Origin of the sequence: Streptomyces sp. A3M-1-3, from assembly GCF_024213665.1 — a bacterium.
In the GTDB taxonomy this organism is placed as follows: domain Bacteria; phylum Actinomycetota; class Actinomycetes; order Streptomycetales; family Streptomycetaceae; genus Streptomyces.
The window spans coordinates 65,255-85,461 of the sequence record NZ_JANAVP010000016.1; the positions used below are offsets into that span (position 1 = coordinate 65,255).

A 20,207-nucleotide genomic window follows, 5' to 3' on the forward strand; every position below is an offset into this window, starting at 1 on the left:
CGCCGCCGCTTCGGCGGTCGGCCACCACACCAGAAGAAGCACCCACCGAAAGATCGCACCATCATGGACGATTCCGGCTTCAGCACCATGCTCACGCGGCTCTCCGAGAAGTCGCGTGACGACTACTACAACCCCTACACCAAGTTCTCCTGGCCGGACTCCGTGTCCGAGGAGCAGTGGTGGATGAACCCCGACTACCTCACCGTCTCCGGCACCGGCCTGATCGACGACGAGAAGACGCTCAAGGCCCTCGCACGGTACGAGACGGTCAACTTCTTCAGCCTGCACGTGCACGGCATCCGTGAGCTGATGATCGAGGTCGCGAAGCGCATCCACACGCCCGACTTCGCCGAGTACAACGAGTACCTGCACCACTTCATCGGCGAAGAGAACGCCCACATGTGGTTCTTCGCCGAGTTCTGCCACCGGTACACCGGCGGGATCTACCCGGAGGCGGCGTCCCCGCTGCGCCGCGAGGGGTTCGGCGACCTCTGGGACGACGTCGTCGTCTTCTCACGGATCCTCATCTTCGAGGAGATCTTCGACTACTACAACAGCCGCATGGGCAAGGACCCGCTGATCCCGGACATCCTCCGTGAGATCCACTCGGCGCACCACCACGACGAGAGCCGGCACGTCGCCTTCGGCAAGCAGCTCGTCAAGCGCCTGTACGACCGCGCCGCGGCGGCCGATCCGAGCCGCCGGGAAGAGATCGAGAAGTACGTCAAGGACTACATGACGTACTCCGTGCGCAGCCTCTACAACCCGCAGATGTTCCGTGACTGCGGCGTGGAAAAGCCCCTGGAGGTCCGCCGCAAGGCGCTGTCGCATCCGGTCCGCGAGGCGTTCCACGTCAAGCTGATGGCCCGCGTCGACCGGTACTTCGTCGCCAGTGAAATCTTCCGCACCTCTTGGGGGCTCGACCATGTCAACGCTTGAGAACGCAGCACGCGAACCGCACGCGTCGATGGAAACAGTGCTCGAGTTCCTCCGGAAGCTCAATGCCTCCGTGGACACCATCGACCGGGACCGGGACCTCATCGACGCCCGGGTCCTCGATTCGCTGGCCTTCGTGGAATTCCTCCTGCTCATGGAGGAACTGACCGGTGAGCCGATCGACCTCGCCAAGACGGACGTGGACAACTTCCGCACCCTCAACCGCATCGACGCGCTGATCACGAAAGGGGCCGGCCATGCGCACGCCTGACAGTGGTCTCCACTCGCCTGTCGGCGTGAGCGACGGCCTGGTCACCCTCGGCCCCGAGGCAGTCCGCCTCCGGGCAGCGCTGGACACGGTGTTCACCGGCTGGGCCGCCGCTGCCGATGCGGCGGACGTCCTCTACCCGCCGTTGATCCCCGTCGCCGACCTGGCCCGCTTCGACTACTTCACCAACTTCCCGCACCTCGTGCTGGCCGCGGCGCCCATCGACCCGGCCGCGGTCGCCGGGCTGCCCACGCACCCGGCGAAGCCCGGCACGGGGCTCGGCGGCCACCAGCTCGGCGAGGCGGGGTTCGTCCTCCCCTCGGCCGCCTGCTACAACGCCTATCTGTCCCTCTCCGGCACCGAGCTGGACGAGCCGGCCACGTTCACCACCATCGCCCAGTGCTTCCGCCGCGAGACGCGGTACGAGGGGCTGCGCCGGCTGCACGGCTTCACGATGAGGGAGATCATCGCCGTCGGCGACGCCGATGCGGTGAAGAGCCACCTCACCACCCACAAGGCGCTCATCCTCGACTTCGCCGCGCACCTGGGCCTGAGCCTGACGACCGAGGTCGCGACGGATCCGTTCTTCGACGCCAACGGCTCACGTGCCGTCATGCAGCGGCTCTTCCCCACCAAGGAGGAGTTCGTCGCCGACGGAGACCTCGCGATCGCCTCGGTCAACTACCACCGCAACTTCTTCGGCGAACGCGCCGACATCACCTACGCGGGCGGCGAGGCCCACACCTCCTGCGTGGCCTTCGGCATGGAGCGGTGGCTGCACGTCCTCGCCGGCCGCTTCGACGGAGACTGGGGCGCCGCCGAGGAAGCGGTCAGGTCGTTCTCCGGGCCGGGGGCGCCGTGACGGAGCTGCTGATGCCGGCCGAATGGGAGCCCCACGAGTCCTGCATGCTCGCCTGGCCGCCGTACGAGTCGCTGTGGGGCGAGAGCTTCGCATCCGTCGAGCGGGAGCACGCGGCGATCGTCCGAGCCATCGCCGCCTTCGAACCGGTGACCGTGCTGGTCCTGCCCGGCCAGGCGGAGCGCGTACGGGCGCTGTGCGAGGTCGAGGTCACCACGGTCGAGATCCCGATGGACGACGCCTGGCTCCGCGCGACCGGGCCGATCGTCGTGCACGGCCCGCGAGGGCGGGTCGGCGTGGATTTCCGGTACAACTCCTTCGGCGAGCGGTTCCACCCGTACGCGCGGGACGACAGGATCACCGAACGCCTCTTGCCCGTGCTGGGCATCGAGCGCCGGGCCACCATGACGGTCCTCGAAGGCGGAGCGATCAGCGTGGACGGCCAGGGCACGCTGATCGCCACTGAGCAGTGCGTACTGAACGCCAATCGCAACCCACGGCTCGGCCGCGCCGATATCGAGGCCGAGTTCAGGGCCCTGCTGGGCGCCGCCAAGGTGATCTGGCTGCCGTACGGTCACCTCGCCGGTGACACGGACGGGCACGTCGACCACGTATGCCAGTTCACCGCGCCGGGCCGGGTTCTGGTGGAGTCGTGCGGCGACGCCTCCCGTCCGGACCACGCCCGGCTGAAGGCCAACCGCGCCGTACTCGAAGCCTCCACCGACGCCGCCGGCCGGAGGCTGGAGATCCTGGAGCTCCCTCCGCAGCAGCAGGTGCGTATCCACGGCCAGGACGCGGTCGTGAACTATATGAACTTCTACATCGCCAACGGCGGAGTGATCATGCCGCTGGCCGGCACCAGCACGGACGACGAGGCGCGGGCAGCGGCGGCCGCGGCCTTCCCCGGCCACCGGGTCGTCGGCGTCGAAGCCCGCGCACTGGCAACCGGCGACGGCGGGATCCACTGCGTCACCCAACAGCTCCCGGCGCGGCGCACTCAGGAGGGGTGAGCACCTCAGAAGAGCTCAACCCCGACATCCTCGACACGGTCTTCGGCGGCCGGAACTACTGGATGCCGGCCGACGCCGAACAGCGCCCAGACGAACGCTGGCGCGTCTGGCTGCAGACCTACCGCGAAGCGCGGCGCCGGCTTCGCCCACCAGCTGCAGTTCGAACTGGTGCCGCGCACCGGGCAGCCGCTCTACCTCGTCTTCGGCACCGGCTGTCGGCGTACACCGGAATGTGGCTCTGGCAAGATTTTCGTAGCCGAAGGTCATCTCAGAGCGACGGTCAGCCGGTCCGTGTAACGGCGGCGTAGGTGGGCGATCAGTACGACGCGGTGGCGGAGGAGTGAGACGCCAGCTCGTCCTGCCATGATGCGTTTCTGGAGTTTCACGTCGGTGATGCGGCCTTCGTTGACCCCAGAGTTGTAGGGGGTGGTGATTCCCTGGGCGACCGCGTGCTGGTCTTCGCGCAGGGCTCTTGCGACGCCGGCGAGAGGCGCCAGTCCGCTGGCGGTGAGCTGGTCGAGCCAGTCCGGCAGCTGGGCGGCATCGCGGGCATCGAGCATGGCGGCGAACTGGCGGACCAGACTGTGGGTGCGGTGGAGTTCCGGGCAGTGTGCGAGGAGCCGCTGCAAGCGCTGGGTGGTGTGCGGGGTGTGCCGGTCGGCACCTCGGCGCCCGCCGCTGTTCGCATCCGGGGCGCACGCAGAAACGTCCAGCGGACCCTGTACCACGCCGGAGTCGACAGAGTGGCGACCTTCGAGGAGTGACCGGGCGCTGCACGCTCATGGTCCGTTTCTCCGGGCCGTTTCTCAGCGTGGACGTCTGCGGCCCAGTCGGCGGCGTGAACCAGATCGGACTCGCCGCGCGGTCGGAGCAGTTCCGGTGTGCACGGGCGGGAGGGTCAGGTGGGGCTGCGGCCTTCGACGGCTCCAAAGGGGCGGTAGTCGTCAGCCCTGCGGTACGGATATGCTCCCCGGCATGGTTGCGGCCCGGCCGATTCTCAGCGTGCTGCGGTCCCGCTCTCGTGCAGCGGGCCCGACGTGGGTGCTGGCCACGCTGCTCCTCGCACTGATGTACACACACGGTGTCAGCGGGGAGAGCGCCGCAGGCCATGCGCACCCCGGGGCGTCCAGCTCGGTGACCGTGGACGTCCAGGCAGTCGCTGCGGCCGAGCACAGCCACGAGGGGCCCGGCTCGCACTCCGGGCAGCGGCATACCGACCCTCACGATGCCCCAGAGCCCGATCACGCGGCGCATCAATGTGTGTCCGGCCAGCCCGTGCAGGGTGCTGGGCTGCCCGCCCCGTGCGAGGCCCCGGCGGTTCGGCCTCCGCACTCGGTCGTACCCGCCGCCACTCGACCTGCCGCCGCCCCCTGGGCGTCTCCCCCCTTGCAGGACTCAGCGGTCCTACGGATCTAGCCTTCGCGCCTCGAACCGGCCGACGGCACCGGGCACACCCCGCGCCATTTACGCCTCCGTGTCGGGGGGCGGCTCGGCCATGTCTCGCTGTTCGCCGTCTGCTGCTCCCACAGCGAAGAGCGGCGCGGTGCACGGGGCCGGCCTCGGTCCGCTGTTCCCGGGGCCATCAGTCCCCAAGTCCCCCATCGAACTCACCCGCGAAAGGCCAGTTTTGTCCTCCTCATCCACTTTCGTCACGACCCCGCCCCCCACACAGCCGGCTCACAGCCACCGCCGTTCCACCAAGAGGCGGGAAGGTGCCTCCCTGCCGTGGCGCTACCTCGGCTATGTCGGCTACTACGTGGGTGCCGGACTCATCAGTGGCGCGGTCGTCCATCACCCCATGGACCCGGCCCGCTACTCGATGATCGCTGGATCCGGCGTGCTGGTCTTCCTGGTCGCAACCGTCCTCAACGACTTCATCCTCGCGTCCGAGAAGCCCGCCCTGTCACGCGTGCTGCGGGTGCTCGGCACCTCGACGATGCTCTCGTTCGGCCTCGGCATGCTCAGCGGCGGCATGCAGCATTTCGCCGACCTCCCGTACCGCTGTGCCGTGCTGATACCGCTGGGCATCGTCCTGTCCTTCGTCGCCTACTTCCTGAAAGAGGACAAGACGCCGTGGCGGCGCATCTTCGGTCTCATGGGCCTGGCAGTCCTCATTGTCACGGCCATCACCTTTGCGGGCCTGCGCCACATCGCCCCAACCATGGCCGAGCAGCCCGGGGGACACACCCACAGCGATGTAGTGACCGAGAAGGACAGCGGCGAAGGACATGACGGCGGCCAGGGCAGCGGCACCGTCAAGCCGACCTCCAAGCCCACCGCGCCCACGAAGGACACCGACCCCAGCGAGGAGCCCGGGCACGACGACGGCCATCAGCATTGAGCCGAGGTGGACGACCGTGCCCGGCTCGGCGGCTGGCACGCAGTTTCAGCAGCAGGGTGACGCAGAGCAGGCCGGTGCCGTCGACGGTGAGGTCCGCGGCCGGTATGGGGCCGCGGTCATCGGTGCAGGGTCTGGGTGATGCGCCGAAGGCGGCGGGGCCGGCGCCTTCCTCGAAGGCGCAGATCTCGTTCAGGGGCCAGCCGTCGTCGAGGGCGTCGACCAGAGCGTCGCCGGTGTGCGGCACGGTGTAGACGAAGCTCCCCGCCGGGCCGCAGGACACGGCGGACCGTCGCCGACCGCCGCGTGGATTTCCTTGTCGTCAGCCGGCGCCCTTGGCGAGCAGTGGCAGGTCGTGGGCGAAGTCATCGGTAGTGGTGCCGCTGGTGTAGATGACGTGGGCTTTGTCGTCGGCGGGTGAGAAGGCCACGACCTGGGCGCCGTGGTCGGAGGTCACGGTGCCGTCGTGGTGCTTTTTCGGGTCCTCGACGGAGATGCCCAGACTGAGCGCGGCCTTCTTGACCTTGGCGAGGTCGCCGGACAAGCCGGTGAAGTTGGGCCCGAACGCCGTGAGCCACTTCCCGAGCTCCTTAGGGGTGTCGCGCTCGGGGTCGGTGGTGACGAAGACGACGCGGGTGTTCTCGCGTACCGCGGTGGATTGCTTGGTGAGCGCGAGGGAGATGTCGCCCATGGTGGTGGGGCAGGCGTCGGGGCAGTTGGTGTAGCCGAAGAAGACCAGCGTCGTCTTTCCGGCGGTCTGCTTGCGCAGGTCGAAGGGCTTGCCCGTGGTGTCGCTGAGGACGAGCTCGGGCTTGGTGAACGGGTTGTCCAGCGTGGTGCCCCGGTAGGGGGAGTCGCTGGCCGCGGAGACGACTGCGGGCCTGTCCGCGTCGCGGTGCGGCGTGGTCGTGCCGCAGCCCGTACCGGCCGTGCCGAGGGCAAGGACGGCTGCCGCCAGGCTCAAGGCTCCGGTGCGGTGCATCGAGGGTTCAGTTCCAATCAACGTGAGAGGCAGTGCCGGGGCCTGCAGGGGGACGCAGGCCGGCCAGAGTGACCTTAACGAGCCTGTGGACCGCGGCTTTCGAGGGCAGGCTGCCGGCAGCACTGAGGGCATGGAGGCAGTAGCCGGCCAGTTCGTCGGGTGCGACGTCATCTCGCAGATCGCCGCTCGCGACGCCCTCGGCCAGCAGGTCCCGGATCAGGTCGTGGAGCTGCTGGTGTGCCCGGGCGATGTGCTGGCCCTGATGCAGGAGAGCGGCGACCTCGGTGCCGTGGTGCTCGTGCCGCCCCTGGGACATGAGCGCGTATGCCTCCAGCACGGCTTCCAGCCGCCCGCCGGGGCTGCCGGATTCATCCCTGACCGCCCTGAGGTGGTCGAGGTGCGCGGTGACCTGCCGCTCATGCCAGGCGGCGAGGATCGATTCGACGTCCGGGAAGTACTTGTACAGCGTCGCCCGCCCGATACCAGTCGTCTCCGCGATGCGCGACATCGTCACCGAAAGCAGTCCCTGCTCGGCCACCAGCGCAGCCGTCGCGTCCAGGACCGCATCACGCACCGCGTGGCGGTGCGCCTCGATCGTCTCGTTCCACAGCTTCGGCATTCCCCGAATATACGCGCCGACGCTGACGTGACACGACGTGCATGCTGTAGACATACTGTCTTGCAAAACGCTCGATCGACAGAAACCGCCGGAGGACAAGCCATGGCTGAGCTGCCGCCTTCCCCACACGCAGGTGACGGCACGGATGCCGGAGGGCCGGGCCGCGGACCGGCTCACGCCAGGCCGCGATGGGTGAGCGTATTCGCGGCGATCGCCATCGCCCTGATCCTGGCCTTCGTGATCCTGCACTTGGCCGGCGGCGGCATGGGGAGCCACGGCTGATGGCCATGACGCCGCGCCAGCGCAAGCTCGCCCTCACCGCGCACGTCACCGCCTCGGTCGGATGGCTCGGCGCAGTCGCTGTCTTCCTGGCTCTCGCCGTCGCCGGTCTGACCAGCCAGGATGTCCAGCGGGCGCGATCCGCCTACGTCGCCATGGAAATTTCCGGCTGGTACGTCATCGTCCCGCTTGCCTTCGCCTCGCTGCTGACCGGGGTGCTCTCGGCTGTGGGCACCACGTGGGGGCTGGTCCGCTATTACTGGGTCGTGGTGAAGCTGGTGATCACCGTCCTGGCCACGATCGCCCTGCTGGTGCACATGCAGCCGGTCAGCTCCATCGCCGACGCAGCCGCAGGAGCGGCCTCGTCCGGTGGCGCTCTCCACGAGCCGAGGGTCCAACTGGTGATCCAGTCCGCTGCCGCCTCGCTGGCGCTGCTGGTCGCGACCGCGCTGTCGGTGTACAAACCGCAGGGCCGCACCCACTACGGGCAGCGCAAGCAGTACCAGCAGCGCACCCGGCCGGAGGCCGCCGACTCTGCCGCTCCCGCAGGACCGGCGCCTTTGCGCTGATGGGTACGACCTTTGTGCCTCGGTACACCTCCAGCTAACCCCCTCGGCGAGATAGGCGCCCGGGCATCTTCGTCTGCACTCGGGCGCGTTCTCTGCGTGCCGGATGTCAGTGGTAGGCGTGGACGACGGCGTGTCCCCTGCCGCGGCCGATCATCCACTTGTTCACCGGGGTGGTGACCAGAAAGGCGACGGCGAAGCCGCCCAGCAGCGCGGTCCAGAACAGCCCATCGGACAGGTGGGCGTCCATCGCGCCGGGGGTCAGGGCGATGATGCCGTTGTCGACGAGCTCCATGATCGCCGATGCGGAATGAGGATGTGCCGGAGCGCGGCACCCTTCACCGGCCAAGCCGGGGCAAGGAGGTGCCGTGGCCGCTCTATATCCGCAGGAGTTGCAGCTCAGCCAAGTCGGGCAGCGCACGCCCACCTTCGGGAGCCTCTGCGGCGCCGCCGGTCAGCGCCACAGCCGTAGGCGCGAGGTCGACGGCCGCGGCCAGCGCGGGCGCCACGTACGGGGCACCGACACCGGCCGCCGCACAGGTCGCATCCGCGTGACTCACATGGCCCGTTCCGCCGGCGGTGTGCGAGCAGTCCCCACCAGCCTCCGCCTCGCCATGGGCCATCAACATCCCCTGACCGCTGGCAGCAGCCGCGGCCTTCGCGGGCACGGGTCCCGGGCCCAGGCCGTGCATCGCCAGCACGCCTGCCAGTACCGCGAGCACCAGCAGCAGAAAGCCGCGCCCGGCGGGGCGGCGACTCGACAGCTGCGCGGCGGACGTCATGCGGCTCATCGTACGATCCGGCCCCGCGCACGGCTTCGCCCCTACCCGTCAAGGATCCGCCAACGGCGTGACCGGGCCACGTGCGGTTCTCCTAAACGCGGTTTGGGTCGTGTCGGGATGCCCCAATGACAAACCGGTGTCGTCGTGTGCGGGTCAAGCGGTCACCGGTTGCGTTGCTGGTCCGCTGAGCCGCCAGGTGCAGGTCAGTGCGAGAACCACACTGGCGTGCCCTGCGTCGGCCAGGGCCAGCGCAGCCCATGCCAGGCACAGAGGGCAGACCATGCCGCGAACCCAACCGACAGCTGCAGCGCGCACCACCGCGGCCTTCACGCCGCCGACTCAGGACGCCGACGTGCTGTTTTCGATGATGTGGCAGACCAGAGCACTTTCTCCGCGGTCGGCTGCCTGGTCGGCCTGGGCCCGGGCGTGCTGGAGCGTCGTACGGAGGGCTTCGAGGTCGGCGATGCGGCGGTCGAGGTCGGCGAGATGCTGGTCGAGGAGATCGGTGACGAGGCTGCAGGGCTGCTCGCCGCGGCGCTGGAGGTCGAGGATGTCCTTGATCTCTTTCAGGCTGAGGCCGAGGGCCTGGGCCTGGCGGATGAAGCCGAGTACGGGGACCGCTTCGTCGGTGTAGGTGCGGTAGCCGGCGGCGGTGCGCTGGGGCGGGTCGATGAGGCCGTTGGCTTCATAGAGGCGGACGGCCTTGGGGCTCAGCCCGGTCTGGGCGGCGATGCGGCCGACGGTGAGCATGATGGGGGCTCCGTTCGTGCGAAGGGTTCCAGTCTGCGCTTGACCTTGCCCTAAGGGCAAGGTTTTAACGTCCGGTCATGAGTACAGATCAAGGCGACGGCTGTACGGCGGCGATGGCGGTGACACCGCTGAGCGGCCGGTGCGCCGAAGTCGTCGAGCGGGCCGAGCACGCCTGCTTCGGAATCAGCCCGTTCAACAGCTACTTCTCCGCCGCCCGGATCCGTGAGCTGGCGGCGTGGGGGCTGGAGCGGTTCGAGCGGGTGGACTTCTTCGTGCCGGACGCACCGAGCGCGTACACCTTTGAGGCGCTGGGGTACGCCCCCGAGAAGGCGGCGTGGAAAGCGCGCCGGCAGGGCCAGTACACCCGCAACAAGATCGTCACCGCGCTGGGTTCGCTCGGCCTGGCCGACGCGGACAAGCGCGTGCTGGGGTGGGCCGAGCTGGAAGGCAATGCGGCGTTCAGCTGGCTCCACGAGAGCGGGCTGCGGCGGTACGCCGAGGACGCGGACTTCCGGGACGCCTGCCGGGAGGCCACCGGGTGGGTGCTGGCCGGGAAGCTGCCCGGTGGGCAGGTGCCGGACGAGGAGCAGGTCGAGCACGCGGTGCGCTACTTCCTGGCCGAGTTACCGCTGTTCATCGACACCCCGGCCATCGTCGACGCCGGCACTTCCGTGTTCTGCTACCACCAGCCGCCTGCTGTCCTGCGCCGCCTGTACGGGGGCGAGCTGAGCTGGCGTCCCGCCGCTGGGCAGGGCTTCGCCGTTGTGGCACCGGCCGCACCAGACTGAAAGAGACAAGGAACCGTCCATGGCAACCAGCACGCGGCCCGACGCCGAGCAGTCCATAGAACTGGCCATCACCGGGATGACCTGCGCCTCGTGCGTGGCGCGGGTCGAACGGAAGCTGGGCAAGCTGCCCGGGGTGACCGCGACGGTGAACCTCGCGACCGCGACCGCGCACGTGACCCGGGAGAGCCCCGAGGTCGGCGTTGAGGAGCTGATCGCCGCCGTCGAGGCCATCGGTTACGGCGCCGAGGCGCCCCGGACTCAGGCCCCGGCCGCAGAGGAAGAGGAGGTCGATGCCGAGGGCGCACACATCACCGGTCTGCGCCGCCGCTTGGTCGCTTCCGCGCTGCTCGGACTGCCGGTGGTCCTCGTGTCGATGATCTCCGCCCTGCACTTCCCCGGCTGGCAGTGGGCGGCGCTCGCCCTTTCAACTCCGGTCGTCGCGTGGGGTGCGTGGCCGTTCCACCGGGCGGCGGCGGTGAACCTGCGGCACGGGTCGGCGACCATGGACACCCTGGTGTCGCTGGGTGTGCTGGCCGCGTACCTGTGGAGCGCCGGGACTCTCGCCCTGGGCGGGGAGCATCTGTATCTGGAGGTCGCCGTCGTGCTGACGGCGTTCCTGCTGGCGGGCCGCTTCTTCGAGGCCCGGGCCAAGCGGCGGGCCGGAGACGCGATCCGGGCGCTGATGGACCTGGGTGCCAAGGACGTCGCCGTGCTGCGCGACGGGACTGAGGTACGTGTCCCTGTTGAGGAGTTGGCGGTCGGCGACCTGTTCGTCGTACGGCCCGGGGAGAAGATCGCCACGGACGGGGAGGTCGTCGAGGGCGCCTCGGCGATAGACGAGTCGCTGCTGACCGGGGAGAGCGTGCCGGTGGAGGTCGAGCCGGGCTCGCAGGTCACCGGGGCCACACTCAACAGCCACGGACGGCTGACCGTACGGGCCACCCGGATCGGGGCGGACACCAAGCTGGCGCGGATCGCCGCCCTGGTGGAGCGGGCTCAGACCGGAAAGGCGGCGGTGCAGCGGCTGGCCGACCGGATCTCGGCGGTCTTCGTACCGGTCGTCATCGCCCTGGCGGCGGGCACGTTCGGCGTCTGGCTGCTGACCGGCGCCCCGGCCGCCACTGCGCTGACCGCCGCCATCGCGGTGGTGATCATCGCTTGCCCGTGTGCCCTCGGGCTGGCCACGCCGACCGCGCTGATGGTCGGCACCGGACGCGGCGCCCAGCTCGGGCTGCTGATCAGCGGGCCCGAGGTATTGGAGTCCACCCGGCGGATCGACACCGTCGTCCTGGACAAGACCGGCACCGTCACCGAGGGCAAGATGCGCCTCGTCGCCGTCGTACCGGCCGATGGTCAGGACGAGCGGGAGGTGCTGCGGCTGGCCGGCGCATTGGAGGACGCAAGCGAACACCCGATCGCCACCGCCATCGCGAACACCGCACGGGAGCGCCTCGGTTCGCTCCCCGCCGTGACCGGATTCGCCAACACCCAGGGCCGGGGCGTGACCGGGCAGATCGAGGGACGTACGGTCCGCGCGGGCAGGGCCGCGTGGCTGGAGGAACACGGCCACGTACTGCCCGACGAGCTCGACCGCGCACGCAAGGAGGCCGAAGCCGAAGGCAGGACGGTCGTCTTCGCCGCCTGGGACGGACAGGTGCGTGGCGCGCTGGTGGTCGCCGACACCGTCAAGGCGACCAGCGGCGAGGCGGTCGCCGACCTCAAGCGGCTCGGGCTCACCCCCATCCTGCTGACCGGCGACAACACGGCGGCGGCCCACGCGGTGGCAGCCGAGGTCGGTATCGACCAGGTCATCGCAGAGGTCCATCCCGAGGACAAGGTCGCCGAGGTCCAACGGCTGCAGGAGGAGGGCCGGGTGGTGGCGATGGTCGGGGACGGCGTCAACGACGCGGCCGCCCTCGCCCAGGCCGACCTCGGTCTGGCGATGGGCACCGGCACGGACGCGGCGATCGCCGCCTCCGACCTCACTTTGGTACGGGGCGACTTGCGGGCGGCGGCGGACGCGATCCGGCTGGCCCGACGCACCCTTCGTACGATCAAGGCCAATCTGTTCTGGGCCTTCGCCTACAACGTGGCCGCGCTGCCACTGGCCGCGCTCGGTCTGCTCAACCCGATGATCGCCGGAGGCGCGATGGCCTTCTCCTCGGTCTTCGTCGTCACCAACAGCCTGCGGCTGCGCCGCTTCCAGCCGCTGCGCTGAGCCACACACGAAAGGGGGGTGCCGGGGCCAGGGCTTCCGGCGCCTTTCGGCATACTCGGCGGCTCGCCCGGCACGGGCAGTGCCTCACCTGTCGGTGGATCCGGGGGCGGGCTTGCGGGCGGCGAGGCGTTCGACGATGCCGAGCTTGAACTGGTCCCGCTGCTCAATCTTCAGTCCTTGCGCCTGGACGTGCCGGAGCGGTCGGCGCAGGAGGTGCTCGCCGCCGAGCGGAACGGTGACGAGTTCGATGAGCCGTTGGATCGCGCGGACGGGCCAAGCGGAGCTTGAAATGTGGTCCAGCAGGAGGAGTCGGCCGCTGGGCTTGAGCACGCGGCTCATCTCGGCGATGGCGCGCTGGTCGTCGGGGATCGCGCACAGGGACAGGGTGCACACGACGGTGTCGAAGGCGGCGTCGGCGAACGGCAGGGCCTGGGCGTCGCCCTCGCGCAGGTCTGCGGTACGGCCGAGCTCGTCGGCGCGGCGTCGGGCGATGGCCAGCATCTGCGGGCTCCACTCGATGCCGGTCAGCCGGACGCCGGGAGGGTAGAGGGGGAGGTTCAGGCCGGTGCCGATGGCGACCTCCAGGACGTCGCCGTCGGCCTGGGAGCAGACCCAGGTGCGGCTCTCGCCGAACAGGGTGCGGTCGAAGAACCGCATCTGCCGGTCGTAGGAGCGGGCGTGCTTGTCCCAGTAGCGGCGCAGCCGCTCGTTGCTTCTCGGCTCGGGCACGGTGCCATCCTCTGCGCTGCGCGTCGCTTCCGCACGCGCGGGTGGCTCGTCGGCGGGTGGTCGGCCGGTCGGCTTCCCGGCCGACCACCCGCCGGGTCTCTGCCCGCGAGCGCAGTCGGGTCAGTCGGCCGGTCGGGCCGTGTAGTCGCCGGCCTGCTGCACCGCCGCGACGAGTGCGGCGGTGTCCACGTCGGCGCCTTCTTCCAGGCGGATGGTGGTGCGTCCGGCGTTCACGTCGGTGGTGGAGGAGCGGACGCCGGGGATGTCTTCCAGTTCGTCGTCGATGAGCAGGCCGCAGCTGGTGCAGTGCATGCCCTCGACGAGGAGCACCATCTGGGGACCGGTCTCGGTGTGCTTGGTGCGGCTGAAGAGCTTCATGCCTTGTCTCCCTGGAAGGTGATCTGGCCGGTCTGCATGCCCATGGCGCAGGAGAAGCGGAGCGTGCCGGGCTTGCGGGTGCCCAGGTCGACCTTGGTGTCGCCGTCCCGCTTGACGATCTCCTGAACCCCGAGTTCGGGGATGGTGAAGGCGCGGGCGCAGCCGCCGGAGTCCTTGCCGCGCAGCACCAGCGTGGTGGGCACCCCGGCCTTCGCGGTGAAGGCGGTGGTCTCGTAGAAGTCGGTGACGGTCAGGACAATGGTCTGCTTGCCGGAGGCGTCGATGCTGACCGGCCCGTCCGATGCCCCCTTTCCGCCTCCCGACGCCGCGGGGGCGGCGGCCGCCGCAGGGGTGGAGCCGGTGCTGAAGGAGACCCACCCGCCGGCCTGGAGTCCGGAGCCGATGGTCCAGGCCGCGACGGCCAGCACCACGATGCCGGTGGCGATGCCCAGGCGGCCGGACAGTGCCCGGCTGGAGCGGCGGAAGAGGTAGCCGAGGACGGCGAACAGCGGGGCGGTGCCCAGCACGAACCCTGCCATCACCGCCGCGCCGGCCAGCGGGGAGCCCGCGGTGATCGCGACCAGCTCCATCGACAGCGTCACCCCGCACGGCACCAGCACGGTGGCGAAGCCGACCAGCGCCGGGGTGGCCATCGAGCTGGTCTTGGTGCTGCGCCGCACCAGCCGTCCGAAGGAGGCCGGGGGACGGGGGACGAGCCGGCCCACCGCCTTGACGCCGAAGAGGTCGAGGGCGAAGAGCACCATCAGTGCCCCGGCGATGATCAGCAGCGCCGCCTGCGCCCGGGGACTGGGCTGCAGCGCGGCTCCGAAGATACCCAGGAGCGCGCCGAGGACGGTGTGGGAGAGCAGTTTCCCTGCGAGGAACGCGCCGACCGGGGCCAGACTCCCGGCTGTCGGTTCTGAGGATGCGGTGGCTGCTGTGCGCCGGGCCGGGCTGGGGCTCGCGGTTCGGGGCCGCTTCTTGGCGGACGACGAGGACGCGGGGGACGTACGAGCGGGAATGCGGGCCTGGGCGGGATCGCGGCGGGTGACCGCTCCGGCGAGCAGACCGCCTTGGACGGCGGCGCACGAGGCGCCACCGGCGAGCAGACCGGTGCTGACACCGGTGATGAGCAAGGTGATGGACGACGGCATGCGTCGTGACTCCTGTTCGGAAACGACGGCACGCGCCCAGAAGACAGGGTTATGGGCGTGCCGAGGCGGACGTGAGGAATGTCGGGATTCCGCAAGGCAGAAGCAAGGCAGCCTCACGGGAGTCGAACCATCACGTCCGCGACACGCACAACCGGTGGAGATCAGGAGGCGGCAGCGCCGGAGGCGGCGCGTTGGGCAGGGCCATCAGGGCTGCGGCGGAGCAGGCTGTCCCCATCGACAGACCGGTCAGTGCAGGGATTGGCTGGACGTCGGGGCCGAAGGTCGCCTTCGGCGCCTCGCACTGCTTCTCGGCCATCGGGCAGTGCGCGCCGTGCTCGGCCGAACCGCTCGCCATCGCTATTGCCGCCGCCTGTCCGGCCGCTTCGGCCTGCATCAGGCCGGAGGAATCACCGCCGACCGCGCCCGGTGCGGCCATTTCCATCGAAGGCGTCGAGGAGGGCATCGCCATGGCTGGCCGGGCGAGCCCGGTCAGGCAGAACATCAACGCGCACACCAGCAGCGCCCCGGACCACGCCCGGAGCGGCGGCAGCACGCGTCGCGACATGCGCGCCATGCTAGGGCACGCTCTACCGCCGCGTGCTGCGAACACCGCCGGTCCAGTCCTGCCGCTCGCTCGCCGTGCGACGGCGGCCGGGGAGAGCGAGGTCGGTCATCCACAGCCAGGGGACCACCGCGGACATCCAGGCCCCTGGATCACTGCGGACAGGGCGAAACCTGGGATGCCCGGCTAGAGATGATCATCTCTGGCCGAGGCCGGACATACGGCGCAGGAACTCGTCCTCGTCGATATCGCCCGCGGCGTAGCGACGTCGCAGGATGTCCTGCGGCGCCTCGGCGCCAGCGGGCCTACCCGTCGTGTTGTCGCCTGCCGTGTTCCGGATCAGGAGGCGGGCCAGCCACACCAGGCCGAGGATGACCAGCGCCAGGAAGACAAGCCCCACCAGGCCCCAGAGGAGCATCCAGGCGCCCATGCCGCTCATCATGCCGTTCATCGAGCCATACATGGCCATATCACCGCTTTCAGCGTAGCGCGAGGCCGACGTCCTCAGGTCGGCGTCCTCAGCCTGAGCGGCGGTCTCGCTTCCGCCCCGTGGTACTCGCGCCGGTCCGGGGACCGGGCCGCTCAGCCGCGCCGGGGCATCGCCGCCGGTCCGGCTGCGCCCATCCCCAGACGGGCGGCGTCTATTCGCCCGCCGGCCAGTTGTAACTGCTGGGCAGGTCTACCTTCTGGCCCGCCGGTCCGTAGACGATCGCGATCTCGTCGTGGTCCTTGAACACGATCGCGGCCGGGCTGCCGGTGTACGGCTTGCCGTTGACGTACGTGCGCAAGGTGTTGCCGCCATCGGCCTTGAGGGCGCCGATCGAGTCCTGGGTGAGGGCGACGTCCCACTCGGTCATGAACTGGCCGAGGGAGAAGGCGGCCTTGACCGGCGACTCGATGTGGATCACGCCGTTCGCCTCGTGCGCGTGCAGCGGGCTGATCTGCCGCGCCTGCTCGTCGATGCCGATGTTCGCGGGGACGGTGACCGGCTTGCCGTCCACGATGACGTCGAGGTGGGTGTGGATGTGCTCCACGTTGCCCTCCTTGCCGAGCATCGGCAGCCCGGCCGCCTCGACCCGCGCGGCTGCGCTGGCTGCTGTTCACCGCGCTCGCCCTCATGCTTGGCGAGCTGGCAGTGGGCCGCCTCGCCGCCCGCGTCCCCGACGCCCCCGCCCGCCGCCCGCGCCGCTGGACGCTGCCCGCAGCCCTGACCGGCTGCGCGGCCGCCCTCGCCCTGGCAGCCCTCCAGATCGGCGACGGCTCCCTGGCTTCCCTGCTCGACACCCGGCCCGGGGTGCTGTCCGTGGTCGAGGTCGCCGCCTTCGCCCTGGCAGGTGCGGCCGTGCTGGTACGCCGCCGCACCTTGGCCCTCGTTCCGCCGGCCGCCGTGCTGATCGCCGAGGCGCTGCGCGCCCACCCACAGGCCGAACAAGCCGTCGCCGGACCCATGCTCACGTTCGTCCACCTCACGGCCGCCGCCCTGTGGGCCGGAACGCTGGTGCAGGTGCTGCGCACCATGGCCGCCTGGCGCGGCGAACGCACCGCCGCCCGTGCGCTGCTGCTCGCCTACGCCCGCCTGGCCGCCTGGCTGTTCGCCGCCGTCGCCGCCACCGGACTGATCGCCACGCTACTCCTCGTCCCCCTCGACGACCTCGCCACCACCACATACGGCCAAGTCCTCCTGGGCAAGACCGCCCTGGTCCTCACCGTCGCCTCGCTCGCCCTCGCGGCCCGCCGACGCCTACGGCGTTCCGACCGATCAGCGCAGCGCCCGGCCCGGGCCGAAACCGGCGTACTCGCCGTCGTCCTCGCCCTGTCCGCCACCCTCACCGTGCTGCCGGTGCCCGCGGACGCCGACCGCCCCCTGCCCTTCGCGCCCCCGGCCGACGGCCCGACCATCCCCGTCGGCACCCGTGCCGGGGAGATCGGCATCAGCGCCCGCGCCAGCGCCGGCCAGTTCGTCGTCGACCTCACCACGCCCCGGACCGGCGACAGCACCGGCCAGTCCTACGCGCTCACCGCCACCCTCGCCGACCCGCGCGGCACTACCCGCCCGCGGAAACTGCGCGGCTGCGGCACCGGCTGCTTCTACGCCCCCGTCTCCTGGCGCGACGGCACCAGCCGCCTCACGCTGACCGCCTCCGCCGGCCCGTGGCAGGGCGGGCGCGCCGGCCTGACCGTGACCTGGCCGCCCCGCCCGGACGCCGACCTGCTGCGCGAGGCCGTGGCCGCCATGAAGGCCACCCCTCGCTTCACCCTGCACGAACTGGTCACCAGCAACACCGTCCGTGACCTCGGCAACCAGAAGGAACTCCCCCTCACCGGAGCCGACTTCCTCGCCTCCGAGCCGTACGGCAGCGGCACCGCCTCCGTCACCACCCGCCTGCCCGACGAGACCGGGCACCGCCGCCTCGCACTCGCCTACCCCGCCGAGCACACCCAGCTCGAACTCACCCTCGACGACGACGGGCGCATTCTCCACGAGACCATCGCCGCCCCCTACCACCTCGTCACCCGCACCTTCGTCTACCCCGAACCCGACGAGGACACCAGCCATGACCACTAACCACCCTCCCTCCTTGCCCGGTACCCGGAGCGTTGGCACACCTCTCCGGACCACCACGACAAGGAAGTTGAAGCAGATACGGACGTGGCCTCTCGCGGCCACCGCGGTCCTCACGCTCACCCGGCCGCATGCTCCAGCGGCACAGACGGCAAAGGCGAGGCCGCGGCGGCATCCCAGCCGACGGTCAGCCACATTCACGGGCTCGGCATCGACCCCGCCGACAACCGGCTCTACGTCGCTACCCACGAGGGCCTGTTCACCGCGGGGAAAGGAGGAGCGGCTCAGCGAGTCGGCGACAGCCAGGACGACTTCATGGGCTTCACCAGGCGAACACATTCCTGGCCAGCGGCCATCCCGCCCCCGGTGCCGGCGGCCCCGGCAACCGCGGCCTGATCGAGAGCACCGACGCCGGCAAAACCTGGAAGACCCGCTCCCTGGCAGGCGAAGCCGACTTCCACGCCCTCGACTACGCCGACGGCACCGTCTACGGCTACGACAGCACAGGCGGCCTGCTGCGCGTCAGCAAGGACGGGACCACGTGGGAGAACCGCGCGCGCCTTGAGGCCCTGGACATCGCCGTCAACCCCATCAGCCCCGGCACCGTCCTGGCCACCACCGCAGACGGGGTCGCGAAGAGCACCGACGGGGGCAAGACCTTCACCGCGGGCAAAGGGCCGGTCATGGCCTTCGTGTCCTGGGCGAAGCCCGACGCGCTGTACGCGATCGACCCCACAGGCGGCCTGAACCGCAGTACCGACGGCGGAATCACCTGGAAGAAGACCGCCACCGTCCCGGGCGGGCAGCCCCAGGCGCTCACCGCCGTCGACGCCCGGCGGATCCTGGCCGCCACCCAGGACGGCGTCTACGAATCCCGGGACAGCGGCAAGACCTTCACGAAACGACTCGCCGTCTCCGACAGCACCCATTGACCCGCACAGGGGCAGGGATGCCACAGCTCAGGACCGAGAAGAGGGGGAGTTGGCGCCGCCTGAGCAATCGCCATAGCTGGCAGGGAAGAAGAACAGCGCGGTCGGCTTGTCCCCCGGGCATCTTGATCTTCTCGTCACCGTGCGTACCACGCTGCCCCTATGGCCCCGGCGAGGGCGAGATCAGTGCGGCGGCGGGGGCAGGAGCGGCATCACCAGAAGCAGGGGCCTCAAGGTCGGCCAGGTCGTGCGGGCGGTTCCGGGCGGTGCGACCCGGCCGATGTGGTGGGCGAACAGCAGGTGTCACGCCTGGAGCGGCGGCGGACGAGCAGAGTGATTCCGGCGGCGATGAGCACGACGGCAGCACCCGCATCGACGCCCGCATCATCGCCAAAGACCCCGGATGACGCCACAACACCACGCAGGCACACCCATGTTCACGGCTTGCGACACCCAGCGTCGATGGTGCAGTCGACATCAGGACATCAGGTTAGCCCCGAACCGTATCCGACTATCAAAAATCTAGACATAGAAAGATTTATCAGAGCATCAACGTTCCCAGGATGTTCCCATCTGGGCACAGAGAATGCCCCCCCACGATCTTCGTGGGGGGCTTTCTTGAGCCGCCTTCGGGATTCGAACCCGAGACCTACGCATTACGAGGCCCCACAAGATCATCCCGGGTGGTGCCGGGCCGTACCAGGGAATCCCTTTTCCCCAGGTCAGGAAGGTACGTCCCGGTACCCGAGTGCCGCCCAATCCACCTTGTGCCGCCCCGTCCGCTCACGCACCGCTCACGCAGGACGGGTGCCCTCAGACAGAGAGAGCTCGAATACGGCGGCGCCTGGCATGAGCTCAGATCCGTCCGAGGTCGACCTCTACCGGGAACGGCGCCGAAACCTTGACGACGCCGGTGAACACGTCCCCGTCCCGGTAAGCCCTGGTCGCGGGGTCGAGAACATGCGTGTACACGAGGGGGGCGCCGGTCACGGCCTGCTCGACCCGCCAGTAGAAGGCAATGCCGGACTTGGCGTACTGGTCCGTCTTCACGATCCGATCGGTGGTCTCCGATCCCGGCGAGACGACTTCTACGACCAGCAGCACATGCTCCGGACGGGTGGGCGCGATGTCGATCGTGTCCGCACGGTACACAACGACATCCGGACGGCGATTGGTCAGCGGGACGTCCTGAAGCCGGACGTCGAAGTCGGTGTCGGCGTTCCAGTCCGGCCCCGCGGCAGCATCCAGGACGTTCGCCAAGATCCGAGCCAGTCGATTGTGGCGCTTGGACGCACTGGGACTCACGACGACCATCCCGTCCACGATCTCGATCCCCGCGCACTGCTCCTCGGACCAGGAGTCGTACTGCTCCGCCGTGATCTGCTCGTGCATCCACGCAGGGGCTGCCATCTCGGCAGTCATGACGCACCTCCTGGACACCATGCAGACGGGCCCGATCCCGCTGAGCTCAGCGTACTGTCTCCGCACGTCCGGCAC

The 20,207-nt window shown here is 69.9% G+C and carries 22 protein-coding genes and 1 pseudogene; 10 read left to right on the forward strand and 13 right to left on the reverse strand.

All coding sequences use genetic code 11. The features are described 5' to 3' along the window. Nucleotides 1-63: 63 nt before the first annotated feature. Genes NLX86_RS19655 through NLX86_RS19670 form a run of 4 tightly spaced genes read left to right on the forward strand, consistent with a single transcriptional unit; the run spans nucleotide 64 to nucleotide 3,073 of the window. A complete protein-coding gene (locus tag NLX86_RS19655) occupies nucleotides 64-939 on the forward strand; it encodes a diiron oxygenase (protein WP_254373042.1) in 876 nt (291 codons plus the stop codon). After that, nucleotides 926-1,207 (forward strand): acyl carrier protein, encoded by a 282-nt coding sequence (locus NLX86_RS19660; protein WP_254373043.1) that lies wholly within the window; start codon nucleotides 926-928, stop codon nucleotides 1,205-1,207. Before NLX86_RS19655 ends, NLX86_RS19660 begins: the two co-directional genes overlap by 14 nt. Further along, nucleotides 1,194-2,066: a hypothetical protein gene (locus NLX86_RS19665; protein ID WP_254373044.1), complete on the forward strand. Its 873-nt coding sequence runs from the start codon at nucleotides 1,194-1,196 to the stop codon at nucleotides 2,064-2,066. The genes NLX86_RS19660 and NLX86_RS19665 overlap by 14 nt, the downstream gene beginning before the upstream one ends. Further along, nucleotides 2,063-3,073 (forward strand): agmatine deiminase family protein, encoded by a 1,011-nt coding sequence (locus tag NLX86_RS19670; RefSeq protein ID WP_254373045.1) that lies wholly within the window; start codon nucleotides 2,063-2,065, stop codon nucleotides 3,071-3,073. The genes NLX86_RS19665 and NLX86_RS19670 overlap by 4 nt, the downstream gene beginning before the upstream one ends. A 263-nt stretch (nucleotides 3,074-3,336) precedes the next feature. Here the strand turns inward: NLX86_RS19670 and NLX86_RS19675 are convergent, their stop codons facing one another. Further along, nucleotides 3,337-3,801, reverse strand: coding sequence for a transposase (locus NLX86_RS19675; RefSeq protein WP_308409611.1), 465 nt, complete (start codon nucleotides 3,799-3,801; stop codon nucleotides 3,337-3,339). An 899-nt stretch (nucleotides 3,802-4,700) separates the two neighbouring features. On the opposite strand from NLX86_RS19675, the gene NLX86_RS19680 reads away from it, so the two are divergent. Then, the gene (locus tag NLX86_RS19680) at nucleotides 4,701-5,414 is read left to right on the forward strand and encodes a hypothetical protein (RefSeq protein WP_254373047.1); all 714 of its coding nucleotides are present in this window, start codon (nucleotides 4,701-4,703) and stop codon (nucleotides 5,412-5,414) included. A gap of 319 nt (nucleotides 5,415-5,733) precedes the next feature. Here the strand turns inward: NLX86_RS19680 and NLX86_RS19685 are convergent, their stop codons facing one another. Both NLX86_RS19685 and NLX86_RS19690 read right to left on the reverse strand, forming a co-directional pair. After that, nucleotides 5,734-6,393, reverse strand: coding sequence for an SCO family protein (locus NLX86_RS19685; RefSeq protein ID WP_254373048.1), 660 nt, complete (start codon nucleotides 6,391-6,393; stop codon nucleotides 5,734-5,736). Nucleotides 6,394-6,400: 7 nt separating this feature from the next. Beyond that, nucleotides 6,401-7,012, reverse strand: a complete 612-nt coding sequence (locus NLX86_RS19690) for a TetR/AcrR family transcriptional regulator (protein ID WP_254373049.1) — start codon at nucleotides 7,010-7,012, stop codon at nucleotides 6,401-6,403. 281 nt (nucleotides 7,013-7,293) lie between these two features. Here NLX86_RS19690 and NLX86_RS19695 point away from each other — a divergent pair, with 281 nt between their 5' ends. Further along, a complete protein-coding gene (locus tag NLX86_RS19695; RefSeq protein WP_254373050.1) occupies nucleotides 7,294-7,860 on the forward strand; it encodes a hypothetical protein in 567 nt (188 codons plus the stop codon). A gap of 106 nt (nucleotides 7,861-7,966) precedes the next feature. On the opposite strand, the pseudogene NLX86_RS19700 reads toward NLX86_RS19695, so the two are convergent. The 3 genes and pseudogenes from NLX86_RS19700 to NLX86_RS19710 form a co-directional block, all read right to left on the reverse strand. Beyond that, nucleotides 7,967-8,158: pseudogene (locus tag NLX86_RS19700) on the reverse strand (DUF4396 domain-containing protein); the annotation flags it as partial. Between the two features lie 76 nt (nucleotides 8,159-8,234). After that, a complete protein-coding gene (locus tag NLX86_RS19705; protein WP_254373051.1) occupies nucleotides 8,235-8,639 on the reverse strand; it encodes a DUF6153 family protein in 405 nt (134 codons plus the stop codon). A gap of 339 nt (nucleotides 8,640-8,978) precedes the next feature. Then, nucleotides 8,979-9,389 (reverse strand): heavy metal-responsive transcriptional regulator, encoded by a 411-nt coding sequence (locus NLX86_RS19710; RefSeq protein WP_254373052.1) that lies wholly within the window; start codon nucleotides 9,387-9,389, stop codon nucleotides 8,979-8,981. A 77-nt stretch (nucleotides 9,390-9,466) separates the two neighbouring features. Between NLX86_RS19710 and NLX86_RS19715 the strand changes: the two genes are divergently transcribed. Both NLX86_RS19715 and NLX86_RS19720 read left to right on the forward strand, forming a co-directional pair. Beyond that, nucleotides 9,467-10,177: a tRNA-dependent cyclodipeptide synthase gene (locus NLX86_RS19715; RefSeq protein ID WP_254373053.1), complete on the forward strand. Its 711-nt coding sequence runs from the start codon at nucleotides 9,467-9,469 to the stop codon at nucleotides 10,175-10,177. Between the two features lie 19 nt (nucleotides 10,178-10,196). Further along, a complete protein-coding gene (locus tag NLX86_RS19720; RefSeq protein ID WP_254373054.1) occupies nucleotides 10,197-12,395 on the forward strand; it encodes a cation-translocating P-type ATPase in 2,199 nt (732 codons plus the stop codon). Between the two features lie 84 nt (nucleotides 12,396-12,479). On the opposite strand, the gene NLX86_RS19725 is transcribed toward NLX86_RS19720, so the two are convergent. From NLX86_RS19725 to NLX86_RS19750, 6 genes are all read right to left on the reverse strand, one after another. Continuing rightward, nucleotides 12,480-13,124 carry a class I SAM-dependent methyltransferase gene (locus NLX86_RS19725; RefSeq protein ID WP_254373055.1) on the reverse strand — a complete coding sequence of 215 codons (645 nt, stop codon included), beginning with the start codon at nucleotides 13,122-13,124 and terminating at the stop codon, nucleotides 12,480-12,482. Between the two features lie 120 nt (nucleotides 13,125-13,244). Further along, a complete protein-coding gene (locus NLX86_RS19730) occupies nucleotides 13,245-13,502 on the reverse strand; it encodes a heavy-metal-associated domain-containing protein (RefSeq protein ID WP_254373056.1) in 258 nt (85 codons plus the stop codon). Then, on the reverse strand, nucleotides 13,499-14,656 hold the full coding sequence (locus NLX86_RS19735) for a sulfite exporter TauE/SafE family protein (protein WP_254373057.1): 1,158 nt from the start codon (nucleotides 14,654-14,656) through the stop codon (nucleotides 13,499-13,501). The genes NLX86_RS19730 and NLX86_RS19735 overlap by 4 nt, the downstream gene beginning before the upstream one ends. Before the next feature lie 130 nt (nucleotides 14,657-14,786). Further along, complete coding sequence (locus NLX86_RS19740; RefSeq protein WP_254373058.1) at nucleotides 14,787-15,221, reverse strand: hypothetical protein; 435 nt, start codon at nucleotides 15,219-15,221, stop codon at nucleotides 14,787-14,789. Between the two features lie 193 nt (nucleotides 15,222-15,414). After that, nucleotides 15,415-15,687 carry an SHOCT domain-containing protein gene (locus tag NLX86_RS19745; protein WP_254373059.1) on the reverse strand — a complete coding sequence of 91 codons (273 nt, stop codon included), beginning with the start codon at nucleotides 15,685-15,687 and terminating at the stop codon, nucleotides 15,415-15,417. A 172-nt stretch (nucleotides 15,688-15,859) separates the two neighbouring features. Next, entirely contained in the window at nucleotides 15,860-16,252 is a 393-nt protein-coding gene (locus NLX86_RS19750) for a hypothetical protein (RefSeq protein WP_254373060.1), read from the reverse strand. 83 nt (nucleotides 16,253-16,335) lie between these two features. On the opposite strand from NLX86_RS19750, the gene NLX86_RS19755 reads away from it, so the two are divergent. Together NLX86_RS19755 and NLX86_RS19760 are read left to right on the forward strand one after the other, a co-directional pair. After that, nucleotides 16,336-17,784, forward strand: coding sequence for a CopD family protein (locus NLX86_RS19755; protein ID WP_254373061.1), 1,449 nt, complete (start codon nucleotides 16,336-16,338; stop codon nucleotides 17,782-17,784). 128 nt (nucleotides 17,785-17,912) lie between these two features. Then, complete coding sequence (locus NLX86_RS19760) at nucleotides 17,913-18,713, forward strand: F510_1955 family glycosylhydrolase (protein ID WP_308409612.1); 801 nt, start codon at nucleotides 17,913-17,915, stop codon at nucleotides 18,711-18,713. 852 nt (nucleotides 18,714-19,565) lie between these two features. Here NLX86_RS19760 and NLX86_RS19765 read toward each other — a convergent pair. Beyond that, on the reverse strand, nucleotides 19,566-20,132 hold the full coding sequence (locus NLX86_RS19765; RefSeq protein ID WP_254373062.1) for a Uma2 family endonuclease: 567 nt from the start codon (nucleotides 20,130-20,132) through the stop codon (nucleotides 19,566-19,568). Nucleotides 20,133-20,207 lie beyond the last annotated feature (75 nt).